The 13,660-nt window shown below is 45.3% G+C and carries 6 protein-coding genes and 1 riboswitch; of the genes, 5 read left to right on the plus strand and 1 reads right to left on the minus strand.

What is annotated here, in order from left to right; all coding sequences use genetic code 11:
• Nucleotides 1–78 precede the first annotated feature (78 nt).
• The 4 genes from MKZ09_RS05160 to MKZ09_RS05175 all read left to right on the plus strand — a co-directional run bounded on the left by MKZ09_RS05160 (nt 79) and on the right by MKZ09_RS05175 (nt 9,308).
• Complete coding sequence (locus MKZ09_RS05160; RefSeq protein ID WP_076129587.1) at nt 79–1,341, plus strand: hypothetical protein; 1,263 nt, start codon at nt 79–81, stop codon at nt 1,339–1,341.
• Entirely contained in the window at nt 1,338–4,334 is a 2,997-nt protein-coding gene (locus MKZ09_RS05165) for a GAP1-N2 domain-containing protein (protein WP_076207875.1), read from the plus strand. Before MKZ09_RS05160 ends, MKZ09_RS05165 begins: the two co-directional genes overlap by 4 nt.
• A 127-nt stretch (nt 4,335–4,461) precedes the next feature.
• Nucleotides 4,462–4,664: riboswitch (cobalamin riboswitch) on the plus strand.
• A gap of 170 nt (nt 4,665–4,834) precedes the next feature.
• Nucleotides 4,835–7,399, plus strand: coding sequence for a DUF4430 domain-containing protein (locus MKZ09_RS05170; RefSeq protein ID WP_076207873.1), 2,565 nt, complete (start codon nt 4,835–4,837; stop codon nt 7,397–7,399).
• Between the two features lie 202 nt (nt 7,400–7,601).
• A complete protein-coding gene (locus tag MKZ09_RS05175) occupies nt 7,602–9,308 on the plus strand; it encodes a methyl-accepting chemotaxis protein (protein ID WP_076207871.1) in 1,707 nt (568 codons plus the stop codon).
• A 1,685-nt stretch (nt 9,309–10,993) separates the two neighbouring features.
• Here MKZ09_RS05175 and MKZ09_RS05180 read toward each other — a convergent pair.
• Nucleotides 10,994–12,130, minus strand: coding sequence for a polysaccharide deacetylase (locus tag MKZ09_RS05180; protein ID WP_076208740.1), 1,137 nt, complete (start codon nt 12,128–12,130; stop codon nt 10,994–10,996).
• Between the two features lie 486 nt (nt 12,131–12,616).
• On the opposite strand from MKZ09_RS05180, the gene qoxA reads away from it, so the two are divergent.
• Complete coding sequence (gene qoxA / locus MKZ09_RS05185; RefSeq protein WP_036680822.1) at nt 12,617–13,636, plus strand: cytochrome aa3 quinol oxidase subunit II; 1,020 nt, start codon at nt 12,617–12,619, stop codon at nt 13,634–13,636.
• Nucleotides 13,637–13,660 lie beyond the last annotated feature (24 nt).

Here is a 13,660-nt window from a genome sequence, read left to right on the forward strand (position 1 = left end):
TGGTCTACGCGTACAAGCGGGTAATGAGCAGTGCGTTCATAGCAAGTACGTAGATACAACTTTTGGGAGGATGAGTAGATGTCTTTTTTTAGCCGTTTTATGAAAAAGAATCAGCCGGAGCCGCGGCCGCTTTTTTACGATATAGTGTGTCCGTATTGCTTCACCAAGTTCTCTCCGGAGGATGTCGTCTTTCGGGCTATGCACAGCCGGGAGGACGATGAAAATTACGCATTGGGTGAGGATGACGCCTTGAACAAATACCGTGAGCGCTTCGGGCTTGATACGGTAGATGACATAGAAGCGATTATCAACCCGGCAGATATTCCGGAAGAATATCATCATTACACAGATCATGTGTTAACTGGGCTTACGGATCGTTACGGTGTGCTTACGCGCAGACGGCTTTGCCCGTCCTGCCATAATGAGCTGCCGGTGACTGCCGGGAAGGTGCCAAGTAACATCATCTCGATTATCGGGGCATCCCAAGTCGGGAAATCGGTGTATATGACCTCGCTGATCCACACATTGCAGCATACTACAGCAGGTCATTTTGATGCCGCTTGTATGCCGCTTAATGCAGAAATTAGCCGTAAGTTCCGTACATTGTATGAGGAACCGCTTTTTGAGCGTGGGGATCTGCTGGCTTCTACACAGAAGGAAAAAATGCAGGAGCCTTTTATCTTTCAATTTGTCTTTAAGGATGAAAATAAACCGCCACTGACACTTGTATTCTTTGATGTAGCAGGTGAGGGTATGGTGGATCAGGATTATCTTGGACTTCATGGTCAGCATATCAAGAACTCAGCGGGTATTTTGTTTATGGTCGATCCGCTGCAAATCCGTTCTATCCGTGAAAAGATTCATATTAACATCGGTGACCGCCCGGGAGAATGGGTCTCACAATATGACGAGCCACGCGATGTGGTGCTGACGATGTTCGGTGATTTTATTGCCTATCAGGAAAAGAGCAAAACAGACATTCCAACAGCGGTTGTGCTTGCCAAAAGTGATATGCTGCATTCACTCAAGGATGAAGATGGCGATTACATCAAGTCTAACAGCAATGTGTTCAATAACTATGTTCACCGCAAAACATTAAACATGGACGAGTTTCATAATATCGACGGGGAAATTCGCAGATTTATTGGTAAGGTGGACAGACCCTTTAAAGATACAATGGATGTTTATTTCGCGAATACGGGTTATTTTGCAGTATCTGCGTTGGGCAGCAACCCTGTGAATCAAAAGATTGAGGGTGTAGTAAGCCCGATTCGTGTAGACGAGCCTTTTATTTGGCTGCTGCATAAGCTGAAGTATATTGAGGGGAGCGACGGCCCGTGAATGTTTTCTCAGGGTCAACAATCGCCCAACAGATGTACACCCGCGAACGTCGCGGAGTGTTTCGTTCCACAGAAGGCTTCGATACGGTAGCGAAATCAGATAGTCTAGACAATAATTTTGTGAAAAAAATCCTTCATCCCTTCTGCCTCTACGATGCTCCTGCGGAGTTAACCGCGCGTGGGGAGAAGGATGAGGCTGCATATCCTGGTGCGCTGCACCTATTTCATGCTGAGAACGGGGATACAGTTATTGGGCTTAGTCGTTATCAAGCGGCCGATTTCACAGGCCAACGAAGCGCTTTTTTTGCACATAACTATGTAGTACCTGCTTCACGTTCCGAAGAAATTGTGCAGAGCTATGGAGACTGGCTGCATGCTGATTTTGCAGAGCGTTATACTGGAGAGCTTGGTGGAACCTTGCCGGAGCTGCCCTCTATTCCAGTTGTTCGCACAGACCGCAGCCCGGATCCAATCGCAGGCTTACGCTTGCTAGGGATTGATGAAGGGATATTCAAGGCGTTATTGCAAGCGGTAATGCTCTCTGTAGCAGGTAAGAAAAAAATCTACGTGGCTCTAAACGTACCTATCACCGAGTTGTCCGCGCGGGCGGTGGAGCTTACAGAAATTCTGTATAGCGTGCTGCCGTATGAATTCCGCCGTAGATTAGGCGTGATTACGTATGCGAATGAACCGCAAAGCCGTAAATATATACATCTTAGCTTTGTGGAAAAAGGTTCACTTCGTCCCGGTGACCGCAGTATTGAGAAGGATTATACCTTTGATTTGGCTTCCGGACGGATGGGGAATGTCGATTTTGGCGAGTCCCGCCAGCCTTATGCTGATTTGGTATGGAAGCTGTTACTGCTGAATCCAGGAGATATTAACGACTTCGTAAGCTTCGCCGATCAGATTCTGCGTGGAGAGAGTCCTGAGCACAAGCTATCTCTTTCTTTCTATAATGAGCTGGCTATCTTTTATGAGATTGAGCAAGGGAACGAGCATTTATATACGGAAAACAAGAGTGCGGTGCTAAGTGGTTTGCTTTCATACCTAAAGCCAGACGGTGCAATTCATTCTAGAATCCGCTTGAATGATATTTTCTTAGAACGGTTTGACCGGGAATTTGATCTGATTCGGCAAAGAAATGTGCCAGATCCAGCGATTATGGAATGCTTTAAAGAGTATTTTGTACTTAAGGATCACAATTACAGGGTAAGAATCGTGGATTATTTCATCAATGGGATGCTTCATAGTGTGGAAGCGGGCCGCAAGGATATTTTGAGTGCTGCTTACGGGATCATTGAGAGTAATGATGAGTTAAGTGCAGCTTACTTCCAGCGCGTGATGTCTGAAACTTATTTCCGTAAGCAGCTACTTGAGCCTTATATGGAATCAAGACTAGCTGCGGCGTCCAGATCTGCGGATATTCTGAGCTTTGTGCTCCATTGGGGGCGGTTCCTGCCTGTGGCGTTAGAGCAGTCTTTTGCTCAAAATGCTGTGAAGGATTATTTGCTAGAAAAGCTCCAGCTGGAGCATGATCCGGTGGCTTCTGTGGCGGAAATTCATGAAATTGTAGATAAGGCAGAAAAAGATCGCCGTAAAGGAACAGGAGTTGCTCCTAAGGCACTCTCCCTAATGCAGGATCTTGCTGCTTCAGCAGATAGATTCTTACTGAACCGCTTATCGCTTTCTGATATGACGCAGGAGGAGCTTCTGGAGGTAGTTTTTTTACGATATGGTAATGTTGTCGATTGGCAGCCGCCACTGGATAGGATTAGCAAGCAGAAAGAGAATGCGCTGCGTGCAGCTTACCGCTGGTTTGGTGAAGAGAAGCCAAATGAAGAGATTTTTACAGGATTGTCTCCGCAGGAACTAGACGATGTGCAGCTACTGGGTCGTCGTTTGCTAAAAGAGGCACGTGTTCTGGAACCCTTTGAACGGCTTCCGCTAGCCTTTTACTATACAACTCAGCGTGAAGGGGGTCCGCTGGATTACGATGCGCTTCTGGAGCTGTTAAAGCGTAAAGCCGGTTCCGACAAAGAAATCATCTATCGGTTTTTTGCTTGGTCGCAAGGAAATTCTTTATTTAAGGTTTCGAATAAAAAGCTGCAACCGGGTTACCGTAAGGCGATTCTGAAGTATTTCCTGAGCAGTGATCGTGAAGCGTTCAAGAATCGGGAATTCCGAAAGAACTATGTCGCGGCAGCTCGGCCTGCTCTGCAAAATGTGTACAATGAAGCCCGCTCCCAACTGGCTTCCCCGCTGGCGCGCTGGATCAGCCGCAGCCGATTTCGACTCTTAATCTCCGGCTCCATTACGGGTATTCTGGTGATTATTGCAATTATCGTATTCAGTATGCTGCGTCCGGATGATACGAAGACGGCTCTGCCGGGAACAAGCCCTGAGCCGACCCCTGTTCAGAGTGCAGGCAATGTGCTGCCTCCGGCTTCAGTATACTTGAAGGATCAGAGCGGCGAAGGAGATAAGGGGAGCAGCATATTGGTGTTCACCTTCGCAAGTGCAGATGACTGTGTGCAGTTTCAACCGACTGAGATTAGTTTAATGTCTTCGTCTACAGAGATAGATAAAAGCTTTAAGGTCGCTGCTACGAATGGGACTTGTCCAGTGCCGTCAACGGATGGGACGGATGAGAGAAACGCCGATGACGAGTCAGATGCCGCTGGCACTACTGGAGGAACAGCAGAAGGTGCAGATGCTACTAATGCTGTAGCTGATGTATCTCCGTCTCCTACGCCTTCCTCTGATGCTGAGGATAGCACTGGGTTGCCTTCCGCAACAGCTGTGACTGAAGGGGAACAATCTTCCTATCAGGTTGAGGTTACATTGGAGCCTGGAGCGACAATTTTAGAGAAAAGTATGATCAAAGCCGGAAGATTTACATTGATCGTAGATCCCGATCCTAATATTCCACCAGCTTCTGATTCAAGTGCTGAACCTTCCCCAACTGCAAGTCCGGAAGGAACAGCAGAATAACAAGCTTTCTGAACAGCAATACCTACCGGCAGGTGGCGTAATGCTGTTCATTTTTTTGCTGCCCATACTAAGCTTTTCTATAGACATGCTATGTATTAATAGATATGATTATGGATGTCAAAATAAGATACTACATACTGGAAAAGGTGCAGACTCTATCAATCTAGTCGTCTGCTTAAAAGGGAAGTCCGGTGCAAGAGTCCGGCGCGGTCCCGCCACTGTATGTGCGGAGTTTTTCTTCTATAAGCCACTGCCCCTAAGGTAGGGTGGGAAGGTGAAGAACAGCGATGAAGCATCAGCCAGGAGACCTGCCTTTTTCGTGAGCGTTTCTATTCTTCGTGGGGTAAGAATGTGGAACATATACAGATGGACTGTTGGCAGGAAGCAAGCGCCTCAGCCTCGATTTGTAATCTTCCCTGACCGCCCTCTAAAGGGGCGGTCTTTATGTTATGCGTCTTATTCCCAGCAGTACCCATTCTTATACAGAAAGAGGTTAAACAATGAAGAAAATCATGTCTTCCAAGTTTGTAGCACTTGGGCTGGCCTTATTCATGGTCATTTCAATTCTAGGAACATCTCTTGCTCCGGCAGGACAAATATTTGCAGAAGCGAGCGCTGGCTCCGGTCTGGAAGCAACTGCTGCGGAGCGGATTAATGTTGCGGATGCGACTTATGCGGCTGCAGAATATCTCTTGAAAGGTGGCGTGCAATCGGATTGGCAAGCTATTGGATTAGCGCAAGCAGGATATAAGCTGCCAGCCAGTTACCATTCAGAGCTTGAGAAAAAAGTAAAGGATGCAGCTGGAAATTTCGCCAATGTAACCGATTATGCTCGAATCGTGCTCGCAGTGAGAGCGATTGGTGCAGATCCTACTAGCTTTGCTGGTAACGGAACGACTCCTGGCTATAATCTGATTGAGAAAATTTATAATAACAGCAAGCTCAGTGAACAGACGCTTAATAATCCGGTATATGCTTTACTTGCGCTGGATTCTGGTAAATATAATATCCCAAGTGACGCGAAATGGACGGCGGATAAGCTCCTTACGGAGATTCTCTCCAAACAAAATCCAGATGGGGGCTTTGCACTAACCTCAGGCACAAGTGAGCCTGATATGACAGCGATAACCTTGACGGCTCTGGCGGCACATAAAAATAATCCCGAAGCCTACTTAGCAGGGCTACAAGCCGTAGCCTGGTTATCCGCAGCTCAAGATAGCCATGGGGGTTACGGTGACAGTGCTGAAAGTAGCGCACAAGCAATCCTTGGACTCACATCCTTTGGAGTTGATCCTAGTGGATTAGAATACACCAAAAACAAAGTGGATCTAATGGAGAACCTGCTCAGCTATCGTCTAGCTGATGGTAGCTTCACCCATAGCCGTGGTGGAAGCAGTAATGTTCTGGCGACAGAGCAAGGGCTTCAGGCGCTGGTTGCCTATAATTTGCTGTATAAAGGAAGCAACAATAAGCTATACGATTTTTCCAAGTCCTCCATTCAGAGCTCACTAATCTACGCTCCTGTAACGATTGAGGGGCCACAGGCCACGTTGGCACAAGGGTACGCCTATGCTGGCAACGCACTTGGAGCGTTAGAGAAGCTGGCGCTTCAAACGAACTTGCCGATCACGAATCCTTCGGGCAATTATGTGACTGGCATCGGAAATATTGTTGCTGGAAGCTTTGGTGGTTATGACGGATGGATGTATGTTGTATCGCGTGACGGAAAATGGATGAATCCCGATGTAGGTATGAGTGATTTTGTACTTAAAGATTCAGATCAGGTACTGGTTTATTATGCCGGAGATGACACTAAGCTTGTGGATTCCGTTACGCTTTCCAAAGCAAATCTTAAAGAGGGCGATTCTTTTACCGTCACTGTAACTAGTAAGACGTGGAAATGGGACGCTGCTACGAACACTTCCTCTCCTGTAACTGCAAAAGCTGCGGGTGTTCAGGTCCAAATTGGAGCTCAGACGGTAACGACGAATGCTAAAGGTGAGGCCGTATTCTCAGGAAATGTGCCCGCAGGTGACTATACACTGACTGTAACTGGCTACCGTGAAGGCAAAGCCCCAACGATTGCTAAATATACAAAAGCTCTAAAAGTGATTTCTAAGAATGTAACAGCTTCGCTAACCGTTGAAGGCCCGGAAGGGTTGATTAGTGAGGGGACTTTGAAAGCCTCCAATGCCCTTGAAGCGTTGCAACAACTAGGGTCTACCGATGATTTTAAAGTAGATATCACCAAATCGTCTTATGGCAACTTTGTATCAGGTATCCATGGAGTTTCGCAAGGTACTTACGACGGATGGTGGAGCTTCGTGGTATCACGAGGCGGGGAGTGGATATATCCAAGTGTGGGTATGGATGCGTTCGAACTACAGGAATCCGATCGTGTGCTTGTCTATTATGCAGGAGAAAATACACAGGTTGTAAATTCTGTGGTGCTTTCCCCATCACAGCCAAAAGCTAATGAAGCTTTTACTGTAAAGGTTTCACAGAAAAAGTGGGTGTGGAATCAGGAAAGCTTCACTTCTGATCCGGTTACGTCACCGGCTGCAGGTGTGCAGGTTTCGATTGGTGATAAGAAGGTAATCACGAATGAACAAGGTGTGGCTGTTGTTGATGGCGGTCTCCCAGCAAATAGCTATACAATAGCTGTTACCGGTTATGCTAAAGACAGCGTACCGAGCGTAGCGCGTTATACTCAGTCTCTGACTGTCGGATCGTCTGTTATTGCTCCAGTTAAAGCTACCGCTACCCTTTCAGTGATTGGAGATAGCCGGAAAGGAACCATCCTAGCCAGTACAACAATAGCTCTAAAAGAGGGCGAAACGGCTTATAGCTTACTGGTCAGTCAATTAGGTACTAAGGTAGTATCATCCGGCAACGCTGGAAGCATCTACGTGAAATCTATTGACGGGTTGGCTGAATTTGATGGAGGCCCAAGCAGCGGATGGAAGTATAAAACGAACCGGGATGCTGATCCAAGCATCAGTGCAGACAGTTATATTTTGCAGAACGGTGATACTTTGTACTGGTACTATACCTCTGGAGAATAAGGAAGAGGAATGATTAATTAGGCGGGCACAGGGATTCGGAGTAATAGCGGATCGGGTGCCCGCCCTTTTATTTTTTTGGAAAAGTCGTTTTATGACAATATATACTTTTATTCGACACAATATTTAAAAAATCATCAAACTCTTAGCCCTTCCGACCGATAAAAATAGATAGATCATAAGATAATGTGAAGGCGGAGTGTAGATGAAAAATTTGAAAGTGAAATACAAAATAGGGTTGCTTTTGGTATTCGCTGTAATCATGGTGAATGTTGTAGGTGGCATAGGCATCATCACGATGACCCGAATGGCCGAAAAAACAAATGAGACATATAATGAAAATTTATTGCCTGTTTCTTACGTAGGGCAGATGCGTACGAATAATCGGGCTATTGAATCCTATCTTTTGGAGCGTTTGATTAGCGTAAATGCCAGCAAAAACAAAGAACTTTCTGAGAGTATCCAAGTGAAGGTTCAGGATAATAATGAACTTATGAACAAGGTGAAAGCGATTCAGTATAATGATCCTGCTATTGTAAGTAAAATCAAAGAGTATGAGTCCTTTTTGCCAGATTATCGTGCACAGCGGGATAACATTATAAAGATTGCTGATAGTAATCATAATCAAGAGGCCTATAAAGTATTTTCAGGCGAATTTAACGAATCCCGTGAAAAAATGATCAACCTACTTAAAGGAATTAGTGATTCTTTGCTTAAAGATGCTGATGAACACAATTCAGATTCCATGGCAACCGCTAAAAGCATGCGGGTAAACAATACCATAATGATTACGTTCGCCTGGGTGATTTGTTTCGTAATTAGTATTGCAATTATTCGACTGATAACAAAACCCCTTAAAGAACTGCAAGGACTAATGAAGCGGGCAGAAGATGGAGATTTGACCGTGGTAGCAACGTACACCGCCAAGGATGAGATCGGCCAAATTAACAGTTCATTTAACAATATGCTGCAGGGCTTGCGGAAGATGATGCAAGGGATTGCAGAGAGTGCAGAACTGCTGTCAGCTTCATCGGAAGAGATGAGCGCTAGTGCTGAGCAGACCTCATTGGCTTCACAAATGATCGCTGTATCTTCTGAAGAGATTGCCGCGGGTTTTGATGAACAGACAGAGAGCATTAACAATACAACACGTTCCATAAAAGCAATGACCAATGATATTGCAGCCGTAGAGGGCAGCAGCTATGAAATGTCGGATCTAATGGGCGTAGTTTCCGGTTCATCGGATCGTGGAGTAGAGGCTGTAGACCAAATCATTGTGCAGATGAAGGAAATTGACCTCAGTGTAACTCAGAGTCAGGAGATTGTTTCTAATCTGGGGACATTGTCACAAGAGATTAATACAATTATTACAACGATTAACGGTATTGCTACACAGACGAATCTGCTTGCGCTCAACGCTTCTATAGAAGCAGCACGGGCCGGTGAGCATGGACGGGGATTTGCTGTAGTTGCTGGAGAAATTCGTAATCTGGCGGAAGCAACTAGAAATAGTTCTTTGCGGGTTACAGATATTATTACACATATCCAAAAGCAAACCGAAAGCGCAGTAGAATCCATGGCTTTGGGTACTGAGCTAGTCACCAATGGCGTAGTTCAAAGTCATCTGGTATCTCAAGCGTTTCATGAGATTCAGACTTCCATTAAAGAAGCTACCTTACAGACAGCCGAAATTAGAGAAGCGGTTGCTCATGTAGCCATGGAATCACAAGGTGTGGCAGCAGCTATGGAACAGGTCAACGTTATATCTAGTAAAGGCGCAGAAGGTGTTCAGGACACAAGTGCAGCGAGTCAGGAGCAACTATCGGCAATGGAGGAAATGTCGGCTTCAGCTCAGTATTTAGCGGTGCTCGCAGAAGATCTGCAAAAGACATTGTCCAGCTTCAAACTATAGGCTTCATAATATTGTTAAAACCAGCAGAGCAGCGGTTCTCCAGTAACGGAGATCGCTGCTCTGCTGTTTGTGGTTATAGCAGATTGGGAGCAAGTGCGAGCCAGTTGATCTCAGTTGGTCAAGTGGGATAGATGTAAGCGGACTCAGCAGCTCAGGAGCGGATAGATGTAAGCTGGTCTCCGTAGGTCAGGAGCGGATAGACGTAAGCTGGACTCAGTAGGTCAGGAGCGGTTAGACGTAAACTGGACTCAGTAGGTTGCGGGCAAACATATGCTATGTGGGCTCCAGCGACAACAGTGGCAAGACGAAGGGAAGGAAACAATAAAAACCTTGGAGATGATCGGTATGCTCATACCTCGTAACCTGTAACCCGTAACCCGTACCCCGTACCCCGTACCCCGTACCCCGTACCCCGTACCCCGTACCCCGTACCCCGTACCCCGTACCCCGTACCCCGTACCCCGTAACCCGTAACCCTATTGTCCCCGGCTGTTCTCTAGTTTTTTAAACACACTATCTACTTGATATTCCCCAGTTTAATGTCATCTGGGTCCGATAATGTGGGCTTATGCTTACCCCCACAGGCTATCGGACACAGCCGCCGCTATTTGCACATTTATCGCCTTTGTAGCAAAGTTTCGGACTCCAGTGCAGCTATTGGTGTGGAAAACGCTGATAACGGGTGGTTTTTGCACCAATAGCGGCTATGAGGACCGATAGCATCCGAAATATAGCTAAATCCAGCATTTAAGGTCATGTGGGTCCGATAGCGTGGGCTCATACTCATCCCCACTGGTTTGGCGGACACAGCAGATGCCATTCGCTCATTTAGTGGCTTGAGAGTGGAGTTTAGGACACAGCCGCCGCTATTTGCACATTTATCGCCTTTGTAGCAAAGTTTCGGACTCCAGTGCAGCTATTGGTGTGGAAAACGCTGATAACGGGTGGTTTTTGCACCAATAGCGGCTATGAGGTCCGATAGCATCCGAAATATAGCTAAATCCAGCAATTAAGGTCATGTGGGTCCGATAGCGTGGGCTCATACTCATCCCCACTGGTTTGGCGGACACAGCAGACGCCATTCGCTCATTTAGTGGCTTGGGAGTGGAGTTTAGGACACAGCCGCCGCTATTTGCCCATTTATCGCCATTGGGGGTAAGTTTCGGACTCCAGTGCAGCTATTGGTGTGGAAAACGCTGATAACGGGTGGTTTTTGCACCAATAGCGGCTATGAGGTCCGATAGCATCCGAAATATAGCTAAATCCAGCAATTAAGGTCATGTGGGTCCGATAGCGTGGGCTCATACTCATCCCCACTGGTTTGGCGGACACAGCAGACGCCATTCGCTCATTTAGTGGCTTGGGAGTGGAGTTTAGGACACAGCCGCCGCTATTTGCCCATTTAGTGGCATTGGAGCGAATTTTCGGACTCCAGTGAAGCTATTGGTGTGGAAAACGCTGATAACGGGTGGTTTTTGCATCAATAGCGGCTATGAGGTCCGATAGCATCCGAAATATAGCTAAATCCAGCAATTAAGGTCATGTGGGTCCGATAGAAAAATTCGGGAGCATGAATGTGGTTGGATTAAACAAAAATTAGTGTTTAGATCAAGACCTGAAAAAAGAGGGAATCCCAGCAGCTAGTTCACAGCTGTTGGGATTCCCTCTTGATTTTTTTGAAAAACTCAGCGTGTATCCTTCCAAAAATTCAGAGGTTTCAGATCTGAGCTAATGACGTGGAATGTATAGCCTTCTTTTTTCAATGACTCTAAGATACGCGGAAGTACTTTAAGTGTAGCCTTTTGATCATGCATCAGAATCACTGGATTGGTCTGTGATTTCTGCAGCTTATGAACCTGATTCATTACCGAATTATAGATCGTCGCACTAGCATCCTTGTATTTCCAATCCTCTGAGTCCACGTTCCAATCCCATAGATGATAACCTTGAGCCAGCACTTTATCTCTAAAGGCCTTTGTGAAATAAGGCTTACTTCCATAAGGAGGACGAATCAGTGTAGTGCTTTGACCTGTAATCTTTTTCAAAATGGCGTTATCGTTATCCATCTCTCCCAGCGCAGCCGCAGGTGAAGCATAAAACTTCTCTTTCCGGTGCGTCATTCCATGCAATGCGAGACCATGCCCTTCATTCGCAATCCGTTTCACTTGCGCAGTATGCTGGTTCATATTCGGTCCAATCATGAAAAAAGTTGCCTTCGCATCATATTTTGCCAAAATATCAAGCAATGTAGAAGTTGTAGCCATTGGCCCATCATCAAAGGTGAGGTATACGCTCTTACCTTGCTTCCCAACAGTTGGCGTAGAAGTTCCAGGAGTTGCGGTTGGCTTCAATTCCTTTTTAAACTTACTTACAAATGATGCATCATCTAATGTGGCCGAGCCATCTTTTACACGCAATAAATATTGATCTGCTTTAAAGGAAATTCCAAAACCAAGATAAGAGGTCAATTTCAGTGGAACCATTGTTTTTCCGTTTTTCAAAAATGTACTCATGGATATGGTCTTTCCATCGCTTAGAGTAGCTGTTGCATGATCATTCAGCAGTTTGATTGATCTGTTCTGACCTGTAACTTTTATCCCATCGCTCACTCCAGTTAGCGTTAACTTAAGTTCCTGTGACAGATCACGTAGAGGAACGTAATAGGTATCTTTTACCGAAACGGCTTCAATAGTTGTTAACTTATCGTTCACACCTAACCTAAGGGAGCCTGCACCTGCTGCATTCACTGAATCTATCGCTCGTATTGATCCGGAACCTATGAATAATACGATTAATAATAGCCATACTTTCTTTAAAGACATCGTCAAAAATCTCCTATCTATGTATATTTGTCTATTACCTTATCATACATTGATAGAATGAAATTTGAGAGATTGTAACCCCCAGCAGAATAATTTGTTACCTTTTAGAAGTTAACTGTGATTTCAACCACAATCATAAAAAGCACGTAACTCCGGCTAAATACTGACACATCAACAAAAATGGTTAAAATAACCCCGTTTTGCGCAAAATAGATGTGTCCAAATTAGCAACTTTAGTAAACTATTGAACAAAGTTTGAACGGAATTTTTCAACCCATAAACAGCGCCGTTACAGTGATCTTTATCATACTATTAGAAACTTGTAACAAATTGATCACACATATTTAACTTGTTCGCCATTATTAAGGTCTTTTTTAGGCTAAATGGAAAAATAAGTCTTTTGCTTTCTTCCCCATAAATTCTTACTATATATAAAGGTTAATGTTGAGGGTTAATAAAAGAAGTATTGAAGGAAGGAGCTTAAGCATGAACAAAAAGGGACCGTTATACGCTTTATTTCTCAGCCTAATTTTACTCTTGCCAGGATGCAGTTCAATCGCTGTTCTGAATCCGAAGGGGCCGGCTGCAAGAACTTTATCTGACACGATCATTCTCTCCATTGTTATGATGCTCGGTGTTCTGGCAGTTGTCTACATCTTATATGTCTTCGTGCTTCTGAAATACCGTGCCAAAAAAAGCAACGAAGATTATATTCCTCCTCACGAGGAAGGAAACAAATGGCTGGAGGCTATCTGGATTACCATTCCGATTATTATCGTGGCATTCCTCTCCGTAGTCACCGTCAAAACAACAGTAGATGTAGAAAATGTTGCAGCGGATTATAAAGATCAGAAACCGCTTGTAATCTATGCTTCCTCCTCTAACTGGAAATGGCATTTTAGCTATCCAGAAGAAGGTATCGAAACAGTAAACTACGTTAACATTCCAGTTCACCGCGCTGTAGAGTTCAGATTGTATTCTTTCGGTACGATCTCAAGTCTTTGGATCCCACAATTGGGAGGACAAAAATACGCGATGAGCGACATGATCACAACCCTGCATCTTTCAGCTGATACTGTAGGTTCTTATGTCGGAAGAAATGCGAACTTTAATGGTAAGGGCTTCGCCCACATGGAGTTTGAAACACTTGCGATGACAGATAAGGACTATCAGGAATGGGTGAAAGACGTTAAAGAAACGGCGGGTCCACTGACGGAAGATGAATTTAAAGGTCTTTTGGAAATGGAACATGTCGGACGTAAAACGTATACGAATACTCACTTATCCTTTAGCCCGCCTCCGGGAAGCCATGGTGACCATATGAGTAATGGCGGCACTGAAATGGATACGGATAACGGAAGTATGGAGCATCAGGATAATAAAGAAATTCACCCGACTCCAGCACCATCCAGCGAGACGGAATTCAACACCGAGCCTAATCCAGAACTGGATGAGCCGACACCTAGTTCTCCATTAGAAGAGAGCACAACACATGACGGACACTAGTCAATGTTAATTGAACAACTTGAA

Source organism: Paenibacillus sp. FSL R5-0908, assembly GCF_038006245.1.
GTDB classification, from domain to species: domain Bacteria; phylum Bacillota; class Bacilli; order Paenibacillales; family Paenibacillaceae; genus Paenibacillus_AQ; species Paenibacillus_AQ odorifer.